The 20,276-nt window shown below is 41.2% G+C and carries 21 protein-coding genes and 1 riboswitch; of the genes, 7 read left to right on the forward strand and 14 right to left on the reverse strand.

Annotated features, from left to right (window positions below; all coding sequences use genetic code 11):
• Positions 1 to 222: 222 nt before the first annotated feature.
• Positions 223 to 329, reverse strand: a riboswitch (SAM riboswitch).
• Positions 330 to 412: 83 nt separating this feature from the next.
• Positions 413 to 823: a TlpA disulfide reductase family protein gene (locus LQ226_RS15695; RefSeq protein ID WP_231418907.1), complete on the forward strand. Its 411-nt coding sequence runs from the start codon at positions 413 to 415 to the stop codon at positions 821 to 823.
• A gap of 107 nt (positions 824 to 930) precedes the next feature.
• Here LQ226_RS15695 and LQ226_RS15700 read toward each other — a convergent pair whose 3' ends face one another.
• The 9 genes from LQ226_RS15700 to LQ226_RS15740 all read right to left on the reverse strand — a co-directional run bounded on the left by LQ226_RS15700 (position 931) and on the right by LQ226_RS15740 (position 9,692).
• Positions 931 to 1,242 (reverse strand): thioredoxin family protein, encoded by a 312-nt coding sequence (locus LQ226_RS15700; RefSeq protein ID WP_231418908.1) that lies wholly within the window; start codon positions 1,240 to 1,242, stop codon positions 931 to 933.
• 14 nt (positions 1,243 to 1,256) lie between these two features.
• The gene (locus LQ226_RS15705; protein WP_231418909.1) at positions 1,257 to 1,616 is read right to left on the reverse strand and encodes a ribonuclease M5; all 360 of its coding nucleotides are present in this window, start codon (positions 1,614 to 1,616) and stop codon (positions 1,257 to 1,259) included.
• Positions 1,617 to 1,794: 178 nt separating this feature from the next.
• Complete coding sequence (locus LQ226_RS15710; RefSeq protein WP_231418910.1) at positions 1,795 to 1,968, reverse strand: DUF2553 family protein; 174 nt, start codon at positions 1,966 to 1,968, stop codon at positions 1,795 to 1,797.
• A 58-nt stretch (positions 1,969 to 2,026) separates the two neighbouring features.
• Complete coding sequence (gene gcvH / locus LQ226_RS15715; protein WP_231418911.1) at positions 2,027 to 2,410, reverse strand: glycine cleavage system protein GcvH; 384 nt, start codon at positions 2,408 to 2,410, stop codon at positions 2,027 to 2,029.
• Between the two features lie 73 nt (positions 2,411 to 2,483).
• Complete coding sequence (locus LQ226_RS15720; RefSeq protein ID WP_231418912.1) at positions 2,484 to 2,843, reverse strand: arsenate reductase family protein; 360 nt, start codon at positions 2,841 to 2,843, stop codon at positions 2,484 to 2,486.
• Between the two features lie 349 nt (positions 2,844 to 3,192).
• A complete protein-coding gene (locus tag LQ226_RS15725) occupies positions 3,193 to 4,977 on the reverse strand; it encodes an acyl-CoA dehydrogenase family protein (protein ID WP_231418913.1) in 1,785 nt (594 codons plus the stop codon).
• 13 nt (positions 4,978 to 4,990) lie between these two features.
• Positions 4,991 to 6,166 carry an acetyl-CoA C-acetyltransferase gene (locus tag LQ226_RS15730; RefSeq protein ID WP_231418914.1) on the reverse strand — a complete coding sequence of 392 codons (1,176 nt, stop codon included), beginning with the start codon at positions 6,164 to 6,166 and terminating at the stop codon, positions 4,991 to 4,993.
• A 19-nt stretch (positions 6,167 to 6,185) separates the two neighbouring features.
• Complete coding sequence (locus tag LQ226_RS15735) at positions 6,186 to 8,585, reverse strand: 3-hydroxyacyl-CoA dehydrogenase/enoyl-CoA hydratase family protein (protein ID WP_231418915.1); 2,400 nt, start codon at positions 8,583 to 8,585, stop codon at positions 6,186 to 6,188.
• A 189-nt stretch (positions 8,586 to 8,774) separates the two neighbouring features.
• Positions 8,775 to 9,692 (reverse strand): proline dehydrogenase, encoded by a 918-nt coding sequence (locus tag LQ226_RS15740; protein ID WP_284526575.1) that lies wholly within the window; start codon positions 9,690 to 9,692, stop codon positions 8,775 to 8,777.
• Positions 9,693 to 9,896: 204 nt separating this feature from the next.
• Between LQ226_RS15740 and LQ226_RS15745 the strand changes: the two genes are divergently transcribed.
• The 3 genes from LQ226_RS15745 to LQ226_RS15755 all read left to right on the forward strand — a co-directional run bounded on the left by LQ226_RS15745 (position 9,897) and on the right by LQ226_RS15755 (position 11,457).
• Positions 9,897 to 10,175 carry a hypothetical protein gene (locus LQ226_RS15745; protein ID WP_231418916.1) on the forward strand — a complete coding sequence of 93 codons (279 nt, stop codon included), beginning with the start codon at positions 9,897 to 9,899 and terminating at the stop codon, positions 10,173 to 10,175.
• 17 nt (positions 10,176 to 10,192) lie between these two features.
• Entirely contained in the window at positions 10,193 to 10,522 is a 330-nt protein-coding gene (locus LQ226_RS15750) for a spore coat protein (protein ID WP_231418917.1), read from the forward strand.
• Positions 10,523 to 10,860: 338 nt separating this feature from the next.
• A complete protein-coding gene (locus LQ226_RS15755) occupies positions 10,861 to 11,457 on the forward strand; it encodes a lytic transglycosylase domain-containing protein (RefSeq protein ID WP_231418918.1) in 597 nt (198 codons plus the stop codon).
• 42 nt (positions 11,458 to 11,499) lie between these two features.
• Here LQ226_RS15755 and LQ226_RS15760 read toward each other — a convergent pair whose 3' ends face one another.
• The 5 genes from LQ226_RS15760 to LQ226_RS15780 form a co-directional block, all read right to left on the reverse strand.
• Positions 11,500 to 12,939 carry a catalase gene (locus LQ226_RS15760; RefSeq protein WP_255688753.1) on the reverse strand — a complete coding sequence of 480 codons (1,440 nt, stop codon included), beginning with the start codon at positions 12,937 to 12,939 and terminating at the stop codon, positions 11,500 to 11,502.
• A 234-nt stretch (positions 12,940 to 13,173) separates the two neighbouring features.
• Positions 13,174 to 13,380 (reverse strand): copper chaperone CopZ, encoded by a 207-nt coding sequence (gene copZ, locus LQ226_RS15765; protein ID WP_036782491.1) that lies wholly within the window; start codon positions 13,378 to 13,380, stop codon positions 13,174 to 13,176.
• 25 nt (positions 13,381 to 13,405) lie between these two features.
• Positions 13,406 to 15,793: a heavy metal translocating P-type ATPase gene (locus LQ226_RS15770; RefSeq protein ID WP_231418919.1), complete on the reverse strand. Its 2,388-nt coding sequence runs from the start codon at positions 15,791 to 15,793 to the stop codon at positions 13,406 to 13,408.
• Between the two features lie 12 nt (positions 15,794 to 15,805).
• Positions 15,806 to 16,126 carry a metal-sensing transcriptional repressor gene (locus LQ226_RS15775; RefSeq protein ID WP_231418920.1) on the reverse strand — a complete coding sequence of 107 codons (321 nt, stop codon included), beginning with the start codon at positions 16,124 to 16,126 and terminating at the stop codon, positions 15,806 to 15,808.
• A 151-nt stretch (positions 16,127 to 16,277) separates the two neighbouring features.
• Entirely contained in the window at positions 16,278 to 16,664 is a 387-nt protein-coding gene (locus tag LQ226_RS15780; protein ID WP_231418921.1) for a DUF302 domain-containing protein, read from the reverse strand.
• Positions 16,665 to 16,852: 188 nt separating this feature from the next.
• On the opposite strand from LQ226_RS15780, the gene LQ226_RS15785 reads away from it, so the two are divergent.
• From LQ226_RS15785 to LQ226_RS15795, 3 genes are all read left to right on the forward strand, one after another.
• Entirely contained in the window at positions 16,853 to 18,406 is a 1,554-nt protein-coding gene (locus LQ226_RS15785) for an MFS transporter (protein ID WP_231418922.1), read from the forward strand.
• A gap of 152 nt (positions 18,407 to 18,558) precedes the next feature.
• Entirely contained in the window at positions 18,559 to 19,500 is a 942-nt protein-coding gene (locus LQ226_RS15790) for a metal ABC transporter solute-binding protein, Zn/Mn family (protein ID WP_231418923.1), read from the forward strand.
• Positions 19,501 to 19,517: 17 nt separating this feature from the next.
• Positions 19,518 to 20,273, forward strand: coding sequence for a metal ABC transporter ATP-binding protein (locus LQ226_RS15795; protein WP_231418924.1), 756 nt, complete (start codon positions 19,518 to 19,520; stop codon positions 20,271 to 20,273).
• Positions 20,274 to 20,276: the final 3 nt, after the last annotated feature.

Here is a 20,276-nt window from a genome sequence, read left to right on the forward strand (position 1 = left end):
AAATCCTTTATTCAATTAACGCTTTAACTCTTTTAAGTCTAGAAAGAATTCTAGCATGCGCTTTAACATTCAGTCAATATAAAACTTTCACTCAATTCGTTTCATTCAGAATTTACCCACTAAACTCTTTACGCGAGCGTCAACCTACACAATAATCACTTTCTACTACATAAATATAAAAAAACGTTTCCCAAAGAGAGGGAAACGCAAATCACGTCAACTCTCTTATCACCCAAAGCTTTCGCTTCGCAGGAATTAGCACCGTTCCTAAAAAACAGGATGGTTGCCGGGTTTCAAAGGGCCAGTCCCTCCACCTCTCCAGATAAGATCTGAAATCGATATAAAGTTAGGATATATGTTAGCATGGTGGTAGTTAATGAGTCAATATTTATAGGTTAAGGAGGCAAGCAACATGAGAGCACCTCACTTCACACTTCCAGCTACAGATGGTAGTCAATATGAGTTGGAACAAGATTTAGGTAAAGTAATCGTTCTAACTTTTTTTACTTCGTGGTGTCCAGACTGTTCAAGAGACCTTCCAAAGAAAGAACACTTTTATCAGTCCTTAAATCGAAATGAAGTCAAAATGATGACGATTAATGTAACCGGAAGAGAAAGAAACGCTGAAGAAGGTATTGCGTTTGCTAATAAATTTCTGTCTCAACCTACCTTGATTGATCGAGGACGTGAAATTTATGACCTTTACGGATGTACAGGCGTCCCTACAACTGTAGTTATTAATCAGCAAGGGATGATTGAAGCAACCTTTGGAGATAAAGCAGACGTAATGGAAGTCATGAAAACCATTGGTACATTACTGTAGTTCTACAGAAGCTACAGACACGATTCGCCTAATTATTTCTCGGGAAATCATCTTTCGCCAATAACTGCAGACATACAGAAGAGGCTGTCCTATTGGACAGCCTCTTATTATAGCTGATAATAATTCATTTTTTCATAGAGATAAGGCACTGAGTGAAATGCATACAATTTCTCGAGCGTCGTTCCTTTGCGAAGTATTAAAAGACATGGGACACTTTCTATTTGGTATTCCCACATAAAATCTGGGTGAACGGCTGCATTCAATTCACTGAGAGGGACTTCTTTTATCGCCTCTACTGTCTCCAACATCTTTCTTGCCAAATGACAAGTCCCACAAAAGGGGCTATGAATAAAAAGAAAATCAACATCATTTTCACTTTGAGTGAACTGGTTTAAAGGTTGGTCAGATACTGTTTGCAAAGAAAACCACCTAACTATGTTAAAAAAATAGGATCAACCGATATACTTCTGCTTACTAAAGCTGAAGCTAACTCTGCTTCTGGAGTAGCAGCCACTTCTCTAAATGAACGATCTATATAAATATGCTCAGCATGAGGAAGTTCGAAAGAGAGTTGCTTTCGTAACTTGTGACCTGAATGGTCTTCATCAACTAGTATAAAGACGTCTTTATGATCCAGGTCATAGTCCAAAATAAGCTGTTCTAGCCGCTCTACCCCTAATGTTCCATTTGTGCATATAATCTCAACATCTTCATTAATTACTTTTTGAATCTGCTGTTTATCAGTTTTGCCCTCTACGATAATCACTTTTTCAAGTGCACTGATTTCGTTCATCGCAACCACCTGTCTTTTTTCCAACGTAAGTGTTTCTTATTACTATATGTGATTTGGATTATAAATTCTCACTTCACCGCAAAAATAATAAAAAATAGGCCGCTATTGATATAAATAAAATTCCTGATGATGAACATATAGATAAAGAAATGGCAGTGGAGCCCCACTGCCATTTCCCTTAACACCAACCGTTTTCTTCATCACAATCTACATACTTATCAACGCGAGAAGGATCACTTGTCCCTCTCCACGATTGCTTCTGTTGCTTGTGCTTAGTGGTGTTCGTAACCTTCGCTCCCGGTACTGTTGCAGACCGAGTTCGTGGTGCGGAAGACTGACGATTATTCTCCATCTTAGTTCACCCCTTGTGCTTAAGGTGTCCTACGATTGAGGATAGTATGATGCCAATATTAGTCTTCAGCAATCATTTCTTGATATTTATCAGCTGACATTAATTTCTCAATTTGCGACTGGTCAGATGGTTCTACAATAACCATCCAAGCTTTATCATATGGCGCTTCGTTTACAAACTCAGGACTATCGTCAAGCTCACCATTGATGCCTACAACTTTACCAGAGATCGGCGCATAAAGTTCGGAAACGGTTTTTACAGATTCAACGCTACCAAAAGGTTCATCTGCTTCAATTGTATCTCCTACTTCAGGTAGTTCAACGAATACGATATCACCTAGTTCTGATTGTGCATGGTCTGTAATACCAATACGTACTTTGTCTCCTTCTACTTTCACCCATTCGTGTTCTTCTGAATAATACAACTCTTTTGGTACGCTCATTCATAACCCTCCATTTTACTTTTACATTTTAAATGTATTAAACATGGCTCAAAGAGCCAGATGTTTTACTTCATCAAGACTTCCAAGTATTTTCAAACGTTTCTTCTTTAAACCCAACTGTTACTTGATTTCCATCTGTAACTATGGGCCGCTTGATCAACATACCATCATATGCTAGCCAAGATCTCATATCGGCTTCAGTCGCATCTTGAAGTTTGTCCTTCATGCCGAGTTCACGATATTTCTTGCCACTCGTATTGAAAAACTTCTTTGCTGGTAAGCCACTTTGTTCAATTAACGTTTTTAGCTGATCTTCAGATGGTGGATGTTCAACTATATGTATCGTTTCGTAAGAGATGTTTTGGTCATCCAACCATTTCTTCGCTTTTTTACACGTACCACATTGTGGGTACCAGTAAACCGTTAACGCCATAGAAGGACCTCCTTTTTTATAATATGTGCCATTATTTTATCATATTTTACCGTAGCTTCCTAATTATTAGACAACAAATCCATAGGGTAAAATTATGTGCAAGCGTGGCGCCTAGGACCGTACGGACAAGACAGCTTCCTCATGCCGCAGGAGTCTCGCAATTTTCCGAACCACTTCTGCCAAATAGGGATTAACAAAAACATGCACAATTGACATATTCCATTGCTAAGAGGCTATGACCTCATCCAAATTAACAAAGCACAGCTTCAAGTCCTATGCTAAGTAAGCTTATATGAAAAACAAACCCTCCCATTTGATCAAACAAATGGGAGGGTTTTGGGTTGGTCAATTATAGGACGTATTTCTCTTCTTGAATTACTTTAGCTGCAACTTCACGTTTTTTCTTGATAACGTTTGTTGGTGTGTGACGCGTTAGTTTGCGAAGGGCTGATAGCATCATGCGCAGGGAATCTCCTTCTTCGCTTGCAATTAGCGTTTCTTTCGCATGTGCTTCAATGCGATTGAATGATTCTTGTGTATAAACTTGAGTCATAGCTAACTTTTGCATGTTTTTCTCTTCACCGCTTGATTGAATAGCTTTCTCTGTACGTAAGATTGCTGATTCCATATTGTAGATCTCCCCTACAATATCTGCGATGTTAACAAGAAGTTCTTGTTCTTGCTCAAGTTTCTCACCGAATTTCTGAGCTGCTAATCCTGCTGCTAAGAGGCCTATTTTCTTAGCGTTCTTTAACAAGTATTTCTCTTGTTCTAATGTTTCTGTACCTGGCTCTTCTGGCATCATCATCATAAGCTCTTCTTGTAACGTTTGAGCTTTTTGAAGAAGAGGTAGTTCACCTTTCATAGCTTTCTTCAATAGTGTACCTGGAACGATCATGCGGTTGATTTCATTTGTACCCTCGAAAATTCGGTTAATTCGAGAGTCACGATACATTCTCTCAACCTCATATTCAGCCATAAATCCATATCCGCCATGGATTTGAACCGCTTCATCCGTAACGTAATCCAGCAGTTCAGTACCAAATACCTTCGTTAACGAACACTCAATTGCATACTCAGCAATCGCTTCAGCGATTGCTTTTCCGTCCTTCAATTGCTCATCAGTTAGTTTACCCATTCGCTGTTCAAAGAGACCTACAGTTCGATAAACCGCACTTTCGTTTGCATACGTATTAGCAGCCATGGTGCCTAGCTTTTCCTGTGTAAGCGGGAAGCTAGAGATTGGCGTTTTGAACTGCTTTCTTTCATTCGCGTATTTAACGGCAAGTTCAAGAGCGCGTTTTGAACTACCAACACCACCAATAGCTAGCTTATAACGCCCAACATTTAGAATGTTAAAGGCAATCACATGACCTCGACCAATTTCGCCTAAAACATTTTCGACTGGAACTTCTGCATCTTCTAAGATCAGGGTACGAGTACTGGAACTCTTAATCCCCATTTTCTTCTCTTCAGGTCCTGTAGAAACGCCACCATAGTCTCGTTCTACGATAAAGGCTGTGAATTTATCTCCATCGATTTTCGCGTAAACAACGAATACATCAGCGAACGCTGAGTTTGTAATCCACTGTTTCTCTCCATTTAACACATAGTGCGTACCCGCTTCATTTAATTTAGCTGTCGTTTTCGCTCCTAATGCATCCGATCCAGAGCCTGGTTCAGTTAGAGCGTAGGCAGCAATTTTTTCACCTGTAGCAAGGAGAGGAAGGTACTTTTTCTTTTGTTCTTCATTACCAAAGAATACGATCGGAAGTGAACCAATACCTACGTGAGCACCGTGTGTAACGGAGAAGCCACCAGCTCTTGAGAATTTCTCAGTAATAAGAGATGAACTAATCTTATCAAGGTTAAGACCACCATATTCTTCTGGTACATCTACTCCTAGTAAGCCTAGTTCTCCCGCTTTCTTAAGTAAGGCAACAGAATGCTCAAATTCATGATTTTCAAGGTTCTCAATCTTTGGAACCACTTCACCTAAAACAAAATCCTCTGCAGTCTTAGCAATCATTTTATGCTCATCTGTAAAGTCTTCTGGCGTAATAATATCTTCTGCCTGTAAATCTTCAACTAAAAAGCTTCCACCTTTAAATACTCTTTCCTTTGTTTCACTCATTATGGTTTCCCCCTTATATAAGTTCAAAGACTCCGGCAGCACCCATTCCGCCACCGATACACATTGTGACAACACCAAACTGTTCATTTCGACGCTTCATTTCATGAATCAAGCTTAAAGTCAGTTTAGTACCTGAACACCCAAGTGGATGACCTAAAGCAATGGCTCCACCGTTAACATTTACTTTTTCTTCATCAAGTCCAAGTTCACGAATGACTTGTATAGACTGTGATGCGAATGCTTCGTTTAACTCAAATAGTCCAATATCTGATTGGCTCAAACCAGCAAGCTTTAACGCTTTTGGAATGGCTTTCACAGGCCCTACACCCATAATTTCTGGTTCTACACCAGCAACGGCGAATGAACGGAATTTAACAAGAGGTGTTAAGCCTTCTGCTTCTGCTTTTCCTCTTTCCATGACTAATACAGATGCTGCTCCATCACTCATTTGAGACGAGTTCCCCGCTGTTACGGAACCACCTACTGAAAAGGCAGGTCGCAGTTTAGCGAGTGCTTCCATATTCGTGCCGCTTCTGACGCCTTCATCCACACTAAACGTTAATTGCTTTTCGTGCTGTTTGTTATCAGCCCCTACAAAGCGGTGCATAACATCGACTGGTACAATTTCGTCTTCAAATTTTCCTTCTTTAATGGCACGAGCAGCCCGTTCATGACTCCTCACCGCAAATGCATCCTGCTCTTCTCGTGTTATACCAAAGCGCTTCGCAACTTCTTCTGCCGTGTATCCCATGCCCATGTAGTAACCTGGCGCATTCTCAACAAGTTTTACGTTAGGCTTTACCACATGCCCAGGGACAGGTACTAGACTCATAGACTCTGCACCACCAGCAATGATTGAATCGCTATGTCCTAACATAATACGTTCAGATGCATAAGCTATGCTTTGAAGTCCGCTTGAGCAGTAACGATTAATGGTTATACCAGGTACATCATTCGGTAAACCTGCTAATCCGGCAATATTTCGGGCCATATTTGTGCCCTGCTCCGCTTCCGGTATGGCACAGCCGATAATAACGTCATCGATATTACCGTCATACCCTTCTGCCCGCCTTAATGTCTCTTGAATGGTCAGAGCGGCAAGATCATCTGGACGCGTATTTGCAAGCGTTCCTTTTTTAGCTTTTCCAACAGGCGTCCTGGCACCTGCAACGATTACAGCTTCCTTCACAATACTTCCCCCTATCTGTTTAGTTGCGTAGTGGTTTTCCTTTAACTAACATTTGTTGCATTCGTTGCTGAGATTTCGGTTCCCCAACTAAACTTAAGAATGCTTCTCTTTCCAAATCTAATAAGTACTGTTCATCAACAAGCGTCCCTTGAGCGACTTGGCCTCCAGCCAACACATAAGCGAGCTTTTGAGCAATTTTGATATCGTGTTCTGAGGCGTATCCACCAAAGCCCATCGTTTTAGCTCCAAGTAGCATCGTTGCATAACCTGCCTCGCCCACTACAGGGATTTTCTCACGTTTCGGTGCTTTATAGCCTGCCTTGGCAAGACCTAGAACCTTTTGTTTTGCATCATGGATTAGGTGATCTCCATTCACGCTAATGGCATCTCGTTGATCTAAGAAACCAAGATCTTTTGCCTCTTCTCCCGATGTAGAGACTTTGGCAGTAGCGATCTTTTCGAACACTTCGTTTGCGACTTTTTGCAAGTCAAAATCAACTGATTTCGGGATGCCTCGCAAATGCTTAATGTAAAGTTCTTTGTTTCCACCACCACCAGGTATGAGACCAACTCCTGGTTCAACAAGCCCCATATAGGTTTCTTGTGATGCTTGAACGGCACTTGCTGGTAACGTAACCTCTGTTCCTCCACCAAGTGTCATGCCAAATGGCGCAGCAACAACAGGTTTGTCTGAATACTTAATATTCATCATAGCCTGCTGGAATTGCTTCACAACCATTTCAATTTCAATGAAGTTATAATCCTGTGCCTCCATTAAAATCATGCCTAGATTAGCACCAACGCAGAAATTCTTTGCCTGGTTTCCAATCACAAGACCTTTATAATTTCGACCCACTTCTTCTACAGCATAGTTAATCATTTGGATAATATCTAAACCAATTGCGTTACTCTGGGAGTGGAACTCAAGTAAAGCAACATCATCTCCAATATCAATTAAACTAGCTCCTTTATTGCTCTTAATGACGCCATGAACTTCTTTATGACGTTTCAGGTGAATTTCTTTATCATTAAAGGATTGTTGTTTGTACTCCCCATTATGGTAAAAGTAAACGTTTCCATTTTCTTTCTTATAGAATGATGAAATGCCTTTAGCGAGCATCTCTTCCACCCATTGAGGAACTTCTTCTCCTTCTTCTTTCATGCGAGCCACGGACTTCTCAACACCAATGGCATCCCACATTTCAAATGGGCCTAGTTCCCAGCCGAATCCCCACTTCATGGCATCATCAATACTAGGGAGGTCATCAGCAATTTCACCAGCCAGTTGAGCAGAGTAAATTAAAACAGGCTTCACAACGTTCCATACCAAGTCTCCTGCACGATCACCTTTGGCTGAAACAAGTGCTTTCAACTTTCGTTTAGGGCCTTTCTCTTGCTTTACCATTTCAGTTGCTTTTGTCTTTAATTTCTTGCGATCTTCATATTCTAGGGTTTCAGGGTTTAATTCATAAATAACGCTACCTTTTTCCCCTTTTTTCTTCACGAAAAATCCTTGGCCTGCTTTCGCTCCGATCCACCCTTTTTCTTGCATTGTTTTCATAAAGGCAGGAGGATCAAATACATCCTTTTCTTCACCTTCTACTTTGTCGTACACGTTCTTTGCGACATGAAGGAAAGTATCAAGGCCAACCACATCAAGCGTGCGGAACGTAGCGCTTTTTGGACGGCCGATCATCGGTCCGGTAACAGAATCCACTTCCCCTACACTATATCCACCGCTCATCATTTCTCTTACTGTAACAAGCAGTCCATATGTGCCGATTCGGTTTGCAATAAAGTTAGGCGTATCTTTTGCTTCAACCACACCTTTCCCTAATACATCTTCACCAAATGACTTCATGAATTGAAGCACATCTGAATCCGTATTCTTGGTAGGAATGACCTCTAATAGTTTCAAGTAACGAGGCGGGTTAAAGAAATGAGTGCCGAGGAAATGTTTCTGGAAATCTTCTGAACGACCTTCAGCCATAGCCTCAACAGATATCCCTGATGTATTTGAACTTACAATTGCTCCTTGTTTACGGTACTCGTCAACAGAAGCAAATACCTTTTGTTTCACTTCTAAATTCTCAACTACAACTTCAATAATCCAGTCAACTTCACCTAAACGTTCTAGATCATCCTCAAGGTTCCCCACCTCTATAAGATCTAAATTGTTTTTACTCGTTAAAGGAGATGGCTTTTGCTTTAATAGTCCTTGTTTGCCAGCTTGACTGATTCGATTTCGTACTTGTCGATCTTCTAATGTAAGCCCTGCATTCGCCTCTTTCGCTGTCAGCTCCCGAGGTACAATATCGAGCATAATGGTTGATATTCCTACGTTTGCCAAGTGAGCAGCAATACCAGCTCCCATTACACCCGAGCCTAATACAGCTGCACGCCTGATTGTTCGATTCATTTCAGCTCCCCCTATCATTTGAATGAATACTCATTCATTTTACGGCGAAAAAATAAATAGATCCTCATTCGATCTAATTCTACTTTTACTATAAATTATTTTCAGACATTTCGCAATCCTTTTTGCAGACAATTTTCTATTCTTTTACAAAGCTTTGGACCGGTCTTTCAAAACCGGTCCTTTCTTAAGTTATTTCCCAATGACACCTTTTACGACAAAGGCAACGTTAGCAGGCCTCTCTGCTAAGCGTCTCATGAAATAACCATACCAATCGTCTCCATAAGGGACATAGACTCTCATTCGATACCCTTCAGCTACAAGCTCTTCCTGTCTCTCCGTACGGATTCCATACAACATTTGGAACTCGAACTGGTCTCTTGGGATATTGTATTCTTTTTCAATATGTTTCGTGTATTCAATCATTTGATCATCATGTGTAGCCACTGCCGTATAATTTCCGTTTAACATATGCATCTTAATAATCTTCTTAAAGTTAAGATCCACATCTTGCTTCGCAGGAAAAGCAACTTTCGGGGATTCCTTATAAGCTCCCTTTACTAATCGCAAATTCGGATTATAAGCATTCAATTCTTCGATATCCTCAACCGTTCTATACAAATAAGCTTGCAGAACAGTACCGATTCCATCATACTCGGATTTTAATTGTTTAAAGATTTCAAGCGTCTTCCCACACCGTTCGTAATCCTCCATGTCAATTGTGACAAAAACATTGTATTCCTTACCCGCATCCAGGATCCTGCGCATATTTTTAAGCACTAATTCTTCAGACACATCGAGCCCCATTGAAGTCATTTTCAAAGACAGCTGAGAATGCAATTGTTGCTCTGAAATGACTCGAATAGCTTCAATACATTCCTCCGTTCGCTGCTTGGCTTCTGCCTCGTTGTCTACAAATTCTCCAAGATGATCGATGGTAACGTCCATCCCTTTAGCGTTTAACTCTTGAATTACTTTTGCCGTATTACTCATCGTCTCCCCGGCTACGAAACGAGCTGCTCCGAATCTGAGACCGTATTTTCTAGCCATTTTCGTAAATGCTTTATTTTTAGAAAGGAACAAAAAGAAATTACGCAATACCTGTTCCACATGATGACCTCCTACCTATTCAAACTCATGAAGTCGTTACACTTTATGCCTACTTCTATTTTACCATTCAAAATTTAAATCGTGTATAATTTTCGCCCAATTCTGACATGTGCATCTATAGATATCCCAGAATTCATGGATAAGACTTTAAAACTGTGGAAATCTAAGTTTGAAAAATATGTCTTATGTAAGGAGGTACCACTTATGCAACAAAACCAAACCAACGCACAAAATCAAATGAACATTATGCCTCAACCGCCAACAATGGTGAGCACCAAGGATCAACTTTATATTTCTGACATGCTTTCATGGAACCTGATGGCTTCTAAGAAAGCTCACTTTTTCGCAGGATTCTGCCAAAATCCTGAACTAAAAGCAGCGCTGGACCAAGCTGGACAAATGCACCAACGTCACTATGAAACGCTTTTGAAGCACCTAAACGAAAACCCAGCCCCAACCCAAAACAACCAGCCTTTAAACTAGAAAGGAGGACCAAAGTCATGAACCAACAACCAAGCCAAAAAGTACAAAACCCTGAAACATCTGTTCCAAAAAATGCTCAAATGAATGAACGTGACTTTATCAACGATATGTTAGCAACAGAAAAATACATGACGGATTCTTACTGCACAGCCATGAACGAAGCAAGTTGCGACCACCTTTACCAAGACGTCTCAACCATCTTCAACGAATCCCAAGACTGCCAAAGAAACCTATACAACCTCATGTTCAAAAACGGCTGGTACAGCATCGAAGCCGCCGACCAACAAAAAATGCAACAAACCTATCAACAATTTAGTGGATATACGAATCAATTGCCTTATAACTAGAAAAGCGCAGGCGACTGTTTAGCCCCGTACGCATAAGCAAGCTGACGAAAGTTCGCGCAGCGGACTGCAGTCAGCTTGCTTATGACGCTAGGGGCTAGGAGCTGGAGCTGGACACCAGAAAAGCGCAGGCAGGCCATAGACCAAGTGGAAGTTCAACTAATACCGCCACTTCCTGTGCCAACGTCGAACGCCCCCTCCTAGTTTGGAGCCACAGGGCTATCTCAAATGACCGTAATCTTTGGGATAGCTCTATTTTCATTCAACCTCAAATTATTTTCCACATACTTCTAAAAATCCTTTATAATAGAGATACCAATATACATGCAAGAGGTGGTTCTTTGAACATAAAAATGTGGCAACAATTCGCCCAGTTGCAAGCCATCCGGACGCTAGGTAGTGGGTCCTCCTCTACTTTTTCGACTTCATCACTATTTACTCAATTACTCGAGAGTGAGATGTCTAAGTCTTCGGCTATAATGCCTTCAACTGAAAAAGTGAGCGGGCCTCCTCCCATGGCTTCCGCACCCTATAGCTCTCTCCCTATTAAAGGGAGCTCGGAAAACTATCAATCTTATATTGATGAGGCATCAAAGCAATATAATCTAGATCCAAAGCTACTTCATGCCGTTATTAAACAAGAATCTAACTATAACCCAACTGCACAGAGTCAGGCCGGGGCACAAGGGTTAATGCAACTTATGCCTTCGACAGCGAAAGGATTGGGCATTCAAAATGCTTTTGACCCACAGCAGAACATCCAAGGTGGGGCCAAGTATCTTCGACAAATGCTTGATCGTTACGACGAGGATACGGAACTAGCACTCGCAGCTTATAACGCGGGGCCTGGGAATGTGGATCGGTATGGCGGCATTCCTCCTTTTGAAGAAACAAAGGCCTATGTGCCTAAAGTCATGCAACATTACGCAAACGCATAAAAAAAGGTGCCCCGTAGGGGCACCTTTTTAGGTAAGAGCCATTTATTTTACTTCTTCAGGTACTTTTAATCCTAAAGCATTGGCAACACGTTCACCATAATCAGGATCAGCCTTATAAAAATGTTTAATTTGGCGTAGCTGGATTTCTTCTTTACGCACTTCTTTCATGGAACCAACAATATTAGAAACAAGGCGTTGTTTCTCATCTTCACTCATCAGGCGATATAAGTTACCTGGTTGAGTATAATGGTCGGCATGATCATATGGAGTGCTATCCGCTAGGCCTGAAACAGGATAAGTAGCCTGCTTCACACTCGGGTCTTCCACAGGTCCATCGTAACTATTTGGCTCATAGTTTTTAGAACCTCCGCCATTATCATCAAAGCGCATGGCTCCGTCACGTTGATAGTTATTCACTTCAACTTTTGGTCGGTTTACAGGCAATGTTTCATAATTCGCCCCTAAACGATAGCGATGGGCATCAGCATAAGCAAATATACGGCCTTGAAGCATTTTATCCGGTGACACGTCGATTCCTGGAACAAAGTTACCAGGGCTGAATGCAGCTTGTTCAATGTCTGTAAAGTAGTTCTTCGGATTACGATTCAGAACCATTTTCCCTACTTCGATTAATGGATAGTCATCGTGAGGCCACACTTTGGTCACATCAAATGGATCAATTCCATACGTATCTGCATCTTCTAGAGGCATAATTTGTACATACATCGTCCATGAAGGATAATCTTCTTTTTCAATCGAAGTAAATAGATCCTCTGTTTTGTAATCAGGGTTTTCACCTGCAATTTTGACAGCAGTGTCTTCATCTAACGTTTTATATCCTTGGTCTGTACGAATGTGGTACTTCACCCAAACAGATTCGCCTTCTGCATTCGTCCATTTAAACGTATGGCTTCCATACCCATGCATATGACGGAACGTCGCAGGTACACCGCGATCGGAATAAAGAATGGTAACCTGGTGTAGAGATTCTGGTGATAGAGACCAGAAATCCCAAGCCATATCAGGGTCTTTCAAGTTCGTTTGAGGATCACGTTTTTGAGTATGAATGAAATCTGGGAATTTAATCGCGTCACGGATAAAGAAGACCGGTGTATTGTTCCCAACAAGATCGTAGTTCCCCTCTTCTGTATAAAACTTAAGAGAAAAACCACGCGGGTCACGTGCTGTATCAGCAGACCCTTTCTCTCCACCTACTGTAGAGAAGCGCGCAAGCATGTCAGTTCTCTTGCCTACTTCAGATAAGAAATCTGCTTTTGTATACTTAGAAAGATCATTTGTTACTTCAAAATAACCAAATGCACCTGCACCATTCGCATGCACAACGCGCTCAGGAATACGCTCACGGTTAAAATGGGCAAGCTTCTCAAATAAGTGAACATCTTGAATAATGGTAGGACCACGGTAACCTGCTGTCATTGAATTCTGATTATCGCCTACAGGAACGCCACCTTCAGTCGTCAGTGTCTTTCTCTTCTCACTCACTATGTATCCTCTCCTTTTGTACGGGGGTCTCCCTATTCTACTTTCCTTATTCCCACCCCCATCCAATAAGAAACCTCATTACAACAATAAATTATATTAATTATTAAAAAAATACTCTTATAATCAGTTGTAATTAAGCGGTCCAATAAAAAAAGCGGAATCATCAACGATTCCGCTTCATTACTCTTTAAGAGTATTCATTTTATAGTAACCTTACGAAACAACGTCGTACCCTTGTTCTTCAATTGCTGATTCGATTTGTTCTTTTGATACATAAACATCATCGTACGTAACGTCTACTTTGTTTGTATCTAAATGAACCTCTACACCTTGGATCCCGTTAAGTTCCTCAACGGCTCCCTTAACTGCTTTTTCGCAATGGCCACAAGTCATGCCATGAACGGCTAATGTAATTTGCATGCTACTCATCCTTCCTAAAATATATTTATATTTTAACTCTCTTCAATCGAAGGGAGTTAGAAACAACACTCACTGAACTAAATGCCATCGCAGCACCTGCGATCCATGGAGCTAATAACCCTAAGGCTGCTACAGGAATTCCGGCAGTATTATAAGCTAAAGCCCAGAAAAGATTCTGTTTTATATTCTTCATCGTTTGATGACTAATACGAATGGCCTTTGGTATAAGAGAAAGTTCTCCTCCAAGGATCGTTACATCGGCAGCTTCAATCGCTACATCAGTCCCTGTTCCGATTGCAATCCCTATATCGGCTACCACAAGAGCTGGTGCATCATTAATACCATCCCCGACCATCGCTACAGATTTACCGCTCTCCTGAAGCTTACGCACTTCTTCTGCCTTTCGCTCTGGAACAACTTCGGCAATTACGCGATCAATTCCTACCTGTGAGGCGATCGCTTGAGCGGTTCTTTCGTTATCACCTGTTAACATAACAAGTTCGATCCCTTGCTCTTTTAACTCAGCTAAAGCTCGAGCCGCTGAATCCTTCACTGTATCAGCTACGGCAATAATCCCACTTGACTTCCCATCCACACTCAGGAGCATGGCTGTCTTTCCGTCATGTTCAAGCTCAACCATTTTCTCCTTGTATGAGCTATATTCCACATTTTCTTCCTCAAATAACTTCCTTGTTCCAATTAATACACGTTTGCCTTCCACTACAGCTTTTATACCATGTCCTGGAATGGCCTCAAAGGATTCTGCTTTTGGAATATGAACGCCTTTATCTTTCACATATTGAACAATGGCTTGAGCTAACGGGTGCTCTGAACTATTCTCAGCAGCTGCTACTAATCGTAATGCATCTTTATTTCCATCGAAATCTGTAACCACAGGCTTACCATTTGTTATGGTGCCCGTTTTATCGAATACAATTGTCTGGACGTGGTGAGTGGATTCTAAGTGCTCCCCGCCTTTAAATAAGATTCCCTGTTCAGCTGCTTTCCCCGTTCCAACCATAATGGAAGTTGGTGTAGCCAATCCAAGCGCACAAGGGCAAGCAATTACTAGGACAGCTATAGATGCCTCAAGAGCTGCTGGCAAATTACCAGGATCCACTATGGCTATCCAGACGATAAAAGTCACAAGGGCTATCCCTACCACAATCGGAACGAAATAACTTGAAATCACATCAGCCATGCGTTGAATGGGAGCTTTTGAGCCTTGAGCCTCTTCCACTACTTTAATGATTCCAGCCAGAGCTGTATCTTTCCCAACTTTCGTTGCCTCTAGTGTAATGGTTCCGTTCTTATTTATGGTAGAACCAATGACGGCTTCTCCAGTCCCTTTTTCAACAGGTATGGATTCCCCCGTAATCATTGATTCATCTATTGACGTTTGGCCCTCTATCACGGTTCCATCTACAGGAACCTTCTCACCTGGACGTACCCGTATGTGATCTCCTACAACGACTTGTTCAATCGGAAGCTTCATTTCTTCTCCGTTCCGAATGACCGTAGCCTCTTTCGCTTGTAGATTGAGGAGAGATGAAATAGCTTGCGTCGTACGTCCTTTAGCGATGGCTTCAAAGTATTTACCTAAAAGGATGAGCGTTATAAGGACGGCGCTTGTTTCAAAATACAAGTGAGGGGTATTTGTTGCCCCGATCGTTGCCTGAATCGCTTCTGATAAACTATAAAAATAAGCAGCGCTTGTTCCAAGGGCAACGAGCACATCCATATTTGCCGTCTTATTCTTCAGGTTCTTATAAGCCCCTTCATAAAACTGCCATCCGATAATAAACTGAACCGGAGTTGCTAGTGCAAACTGCACCCACGGATTCATGAGTAAGGATGGGACAGGTAAGCCGAATAAATGCTCAAACATCGTATAGAGAAGAGGAAGAGATAAGAGAGCCGATATAAGAAGTTTCACTCTTTTCATCTTCAACTCTTGTTCTTTCTGAGATGACTTTTCATCAGCATCTACACGAGGCTCTGCATCATAACCAAGCTTTTGGATCTTAGCTATAATTGAACTTAGGTCTTGCACTCCTGATTGATATTCCACAACGCCCGTTTCATTAGCCAGATTCACTGTCGCCGTTTGAATCCCATTCATTTTATTGAGTACTTTCTCAATACGTGATGAACAAGCTGCACACGTCATACCGTAAATATCTAATTCTACTTTTTCCATCTGGACACCGTAACCTAGCTTTTCAATTCGGGCAGTAATATCTGAGGTGTTAACTTCATCTGGATTGTACTCAATTTGAGCGGTTTCCATAGCAAGATTTACCCTTGCCTCGACGCCGTCCATTTTATTTAATACCTTTTCTATGCGCGTAGAGCAGGCTGCACAGGTCATACCTGTAATACCTACATTCATTTGTTTTTCTTCACTACTCATAGAAGACCCTCCTTAGGACTTCGAGAACTGCTCCATTACTTTAATGAGTTCTTGAATGGCTTCATCACCATTTCCTTTATGAATGGCATCCGCTACACAGTGGTTTGTGTGTCTCTCCATTAAAGAAAAGCCAACTTTCTTGAGTGCAGCGTTAATCGCTGATATTTGTACGAGAACATCGACACAATACCGATCTTCTTCGATCATTTTTTGAATTCCACGAACTTGCCCCTCAATTCGTTTCAAACGATTTAGTACTTTTTGTTTTTCTTCATCAGTACGGGGGGTTACAGGTTGTTTCCCGCTATCTTCAGGTAACATAGAGTGATCCATCGGTTCACTTCCTTATTTTGCTTAATTTATATATTACTATACCCCCGTTAAGTATTTTAGTCAAACTTTAAACATTAAAAAAGATCAGCAACCATAAGATTGCTGACCTCTCATTATTCGTTTCCTTTTTAATACTTGTTAGGGGTATTTATTACTGTGCTGCCTTATCCATACAAGCAGCCATTCGCTCTTCAATATCCTTTGCTTGATCATTCAGTTCTTCATCTTCTAAGAATCCAATTAAAGAAGTAGGTTTTGGCATACCCATTTTCGTACTTCCATCTTGTTCGTATACAACCACCTTACAAGGAAGGAAATAACTCGCTAAAGCATTCTTCTCAAGAATGTTCTTCGCTTCCCCAGGGTTACATACTTCTAGGATTCTATAGGTTGTATTAAAATCAAAACCTTTACTCTGTAATGTATCCTTCACATTAAAATCCCAGAGTACACCGAACTTTTCTTCCTTCAACTGTGTCTGAAGCGCGTCCACCGCTTCATCTAAGCTTTTAGATGTTTCTACTGTATAATGGAACATGGTAATGCCTCCTTCATAAAATATGATCCACTCAAAATATACCCTTATTGGTATATCCTAAACAGGAGATTTTATGCTTCCTGTCTCCATCCGCTTATGAGAGTACATTGATTTTGGCATCATTTATTGCTACTATTTGCTATAGTTCAATGAAACGTTTTCACACTATTTTTTCTAGGAGGGACCACATGAACCGTCAACTAAAAGGAGCGCTTTTCGTATTTGCCATTGGCGTCTTTATGGCTGCATTAGATAACGGCATCATTACTGCTTCACTCACTACTCTCATTTACGCCTTTGACGTTAGTGCGACCTGGGGTTCATGGACCATAACATTATATACATTAGGATTAGCCATATCCGTTCCCATTGTAGGAAAGTTATCCGATCAGTTTGGGCGTAAACGTTTATTTATGATTGAGGTAGCTCTATTTGGTATAGGGTCTTTATGTGTCGCTTTAAGCCCTACCTTCCCTCTCTTCCTAGCCTCTCGGTTCTTGCAATCATTAGGGGGCGGGGGCATCTTTATTATAGCGAGCTCCTATGTATTAAATACATTTCCAAAAGATAAACAAGGGCGTGCCCTTGGACTAATCGGCGGGATGAATGGGATTGCTGCCATTTTAGGACCAAACCTTGGAGCTATTATTCTCCAAGCGACAGGAAACTGGCATTGGCTGTTCTTGATTAACATTCCTATATCCGTTCTTCTCTTAATTATTGGTGGACGTTTTATCAAAGAAGAACAAGAACTTGTTAAAGAAAAAATGGATTGGGCGGGTATCGTTTTCCTTACTACAGCCGTCCTGTCTCTTATGTATAGTTTGACTTTATTAGAAGGAGAGGACCTTTTTAAAAGCCTTTTAAAGCCGACTTTCTTTACCTTCTTTCTATTAGCTATCGTGTTGTTCGCTGTGCTTTTCCAAGTAGAAAAGCGTGTAGGAGCAACTCGCGAACCCATCCTGCCCATGACCTTAATGAAGACTCCTACTTTCCGGTGGACATTGTTATTGGCCTCCTTCTCAGGGATGATTCTCGCTTCAGTGATCTTTATTCCAGGTTTCATCGAGCAATATTTGAATATCCCCCGTGAACAAGCCGGGTATTGGTTTACTCCTCTTGCTCTTGCATCCGGTATAGGTGCTGGCGGAGGCGGGACGTTAGTCGATAAAAAAGGACCTATTTATACATTAGTCACTGCAAGTTTACTTGCTTTAACAGGATTTTTACTATTCCCTCTATGGGTTGAATCCTTGTGGCAAATGGCGGTCGCCAGTTCATTTGTTGGTGCAGGGTTTGGTATGATGCTCGGTGCTCCGATTAATGTACTAGCTACAGAGAATACTTCAGAGCGGAAAGGGATCGCTCTTGGCACCACCTCTTTGTTTCGTCAGCTCGGCATGACGATTGGACCAACCATGTATGCAGGCTTTCTAGCCAGGTCACTCACGAACGTAGAAGAGAAGGTGTACAATCATTTACCTAATGAAGCTGTACCAGCTCAAGCAGGCGTCACCTTTTATATGCCTGAGGGAGAAGGTCTTCAAGAAAAAGATTACCAATCCATTAAGAGTACATTTGAAGTTATACAAGATGAAGAGATAAGACAATCTATGCTTTCTGGTCTTCATCAAGTTGTAGGAAGCGGCTACAACGGATTGTTTCTCTCTTCCTTTTGCATTAGTCTGCTTGCTCTTTTGGGAACATTACGTCTACGTAAGTTACGGAAAATGAGCTCATAACACATGATTTTACTACCACCTCTCAGTCATAGAGGTGGTTTTTTTATCCCTCCCTATTAAATCGGAATCATTCTTATTTACAAATCGGAATCGTTACGATACAATAACTAAGGTTTTGTGTTAAGGAACCTTTTAAAGGAGAGAATAAGAGAATGAAGAAAATGATTACAAGTTTAGTTATGGGAAGTGTCTTGCTTCTAGTCACTGCTTGTTCATCTAATAATCATAATGAATCATCTATAGAAGATTTAACGATCTATACATCAATTTATCCCATTGAATATTTCACAGAAGAGATAGGTGGTAATACAGTTGACGTAGAAACCATCTATCCACCAGGAGCAGACGCTCATACATTCGAACCCACCGCTAAAACGATGGCCCATTTAGCTGAGAGTGATGCTTTCTTCTATTTAGGTGCTGGGCTTGAGGGGTTTGCAGAAAGCGCTGCGGATGCGCTAGAGGGAGAAGATGTAACGCTTGCAGAACTAGGAACTCATGAATCTCTATTTGCTCACGGAGAAGGTCATGAAGAAAAATCCGCTCATGAAGGACACACCCACGGAGATAAAGATCCACATATTTGGCTTGATCCTGTTCGTGCTCAAGAACTGGCTCAGTATATTAAAGAAGAATTAATAGAATTAAATCCAGAAGATAAAGAAGTATATGAACAAAACTTTAAACATTTGAACCAACAACTCACCCAGCTTAACGAAGACTTTCAAAAAGCCGTTGCTCAGGCAGATAAGAAGCAATTTCTCGTAGCGCACGGAGCTTATGGGTATTGGGAGGAACGATACGGGGTTGAACAAATCTCTGTAAACGGTATTTCCCCAAGCAGTGAGCCGTCACAACAAGACATTGAGCATTTAATTGAATTAGGTAAGAAGGAAAATATGAACTATATGATCTTTGAACAAAATGTTTCCAATCAGGTGGCAACCATTATCCAGAACGAAATCGGCGCCAAGGCTTTATCCATTCATAATCTTTCGGTACGAACCCAGGAAGATATTGATGAAGGGGACAATTACTTTGACTTAATGCGCGATAATCTTGATGTGCTTAAAACCGCGTTAAATAGCAAATAGAAGGAGGTTCCATCACATTGCCTACACCCGTATTAGATATTAAAGATGTCAGTTATTCCTATGAACAAAGAGATGTACTAGAGCACATTGACTTTACCATTCAGCCAGGTAGCTTTGTTGGCCTAGTTGGCCCAAACGGCTCAGGAAAAACCACGTTAATTAAACTGATCCTTGGACTCATGCACCAAAAACGAGGAGAGATTAACTTATTCGGAAAGCCTATAGATAAATTTAAAGAATGGGACCGAATTGGCTTTGTCTCTCAGAAGGCCAACAGTTTTAATAGTGGTTTCCCAGCAACTGTCTATGAAGTTGTATCAATGGGTTTAACATCTAAAGTTGGTTATTTTCGATTCTTTAAGAAAAAACACGAGGAAAAGATTAAAGAAGCCGTAGAGTTGGTTGGTATGAGTGACTACCTTTATCAGAATATTGGCGACCTATCAGGTGGACAACAGCAGCGTATCTTTATCGCCAGAGCTCTTGTCAGCGAGCCTGATTTCTTAATCTTAGATGAGCCGACGGTCGGAGTAGACACAGAAAATGTGCATCGCTTTTATAAAATGCTCGCTGATTTAAACAGAAATAAAGGGATTACCTTACTTCTTGTTACTCATGACATCGGTACAATGACTTCATACGCAAGCGATATAGCCTGCCTGAACAAACAAATCCATTTTCACGGTGATCCAGAGTCATTTAATGATTTAAATGATCAAGATCTATCAAATATATACGGTCACCCCGTTCACGCTGTGACCCACGACCATTAGTGG

This window comes from Pontibacillus sp. HN14 (genome assembly GCF_021129245.1).
Classification (GTDB): Bacteria; Bacillota; Bacilli; order Bacillales; family BH030062; genus Pontibacillus.

Coding starts and splice junctions, on each gene's coding strand:
- LQ226_RS15695 (WP_231418907.1), top strand. CDS start 413: ATGAGAGCACCTCACTTCACACTTCCAGCTACAGATGGTAGTCAATAT.
- LQ226_RS15705 (WP_231418909.1), bottom strand. CDS start 1,616: ATGAACGAAATCAGTGCACTTGAAAAAGTGATTATCGTAGAGGGCAAA.
- LQ226_RS15710 (WP_231418910.1), bottom strand. CDS start 1,968: ATGGAGAATAATCGTCAGTCTTCCGCACCACGAACTCGGTCTGCAACA.
- gcvH (WP_231418911.1), bottom strand. CDS start 2,410: ATGAGCGTACCAAAAGAGTTGTATTATTCAGAAGAACACGAATGGGTG.
- LQ226_RS15720 (WP_231418912.1), bottom strand. CDS start 2,843: ATGGCGTTAACGGTTTACTGGTACCCACAATGTGGTACGTGTAAAAAA.
- LQ226_RS15725 (WP_231418913.1), bottom strand. CDS start 4,977: ATGAGTGAAACAAAGGAAAGAGTATTTAAAGGTGGAAGCTTTTTAGTT.
- LQ226_RS15735 (WP_231418915.1), bottom strand. CDS start 8,585: ATGAATCGAACAATCAGGCGTGCAGCTGTATTAGGCTCGGGTGTAATG.
- LQ226_RS15745 (WP_231418916.1), top strand. CDS start 9,897: ATGCAACAAAACCAAACCAACGCACAAAATCAAATGAACATTATGCCT.
- LQ226_RS15750 (WP_231418917.1), top strand. CDS start 10,193: ATGAACCAACAACCAAGCCAAAAAGTACAAAACCCTGAAACATCTGTT.
- copZ (WP_036782491.1), bottom strand. CDS start 13,380: ATGCAAATTACATTAGCCGTTCATGGCATGACTTGTGGCCATTGCGAA.
- LQ226_RS15770 (WP_231418919.1), bottom strand. CDS start 15,793: ATGAGTAGTGAAGAAAAACAAATGAATGTAGGTATTACAGGTATGACC.
- LQ226_RS15775 (WP_231418920.1), bottom strand. CDS start 16,126: ATGGATCACTCTATGTTACCTGAAGATAGCGGGAAACAACCTGTAACC.
- LQ226_RS15780 (WP_231418921.1), bottom strand. CDS start 16,664: ATGTTCCATTATACAGTAGAAACATCTAAAAGCTTAGATGAAGCGGTG.
- LQ226_RS15785 (WP_231418922.1), top strand. CDS start 16,853: ATGAACCGTCAACTAAAAGGAGCGCTTTTCGTATTTGCCATTGGCGTC.
- LQ226_RS15790 (WP_231418923.1), top strand. CDS start 18,559: ATGAAGAAAATGATTACAAGTTTAGTTATGGGAAGTGTCTTGCTTCTA.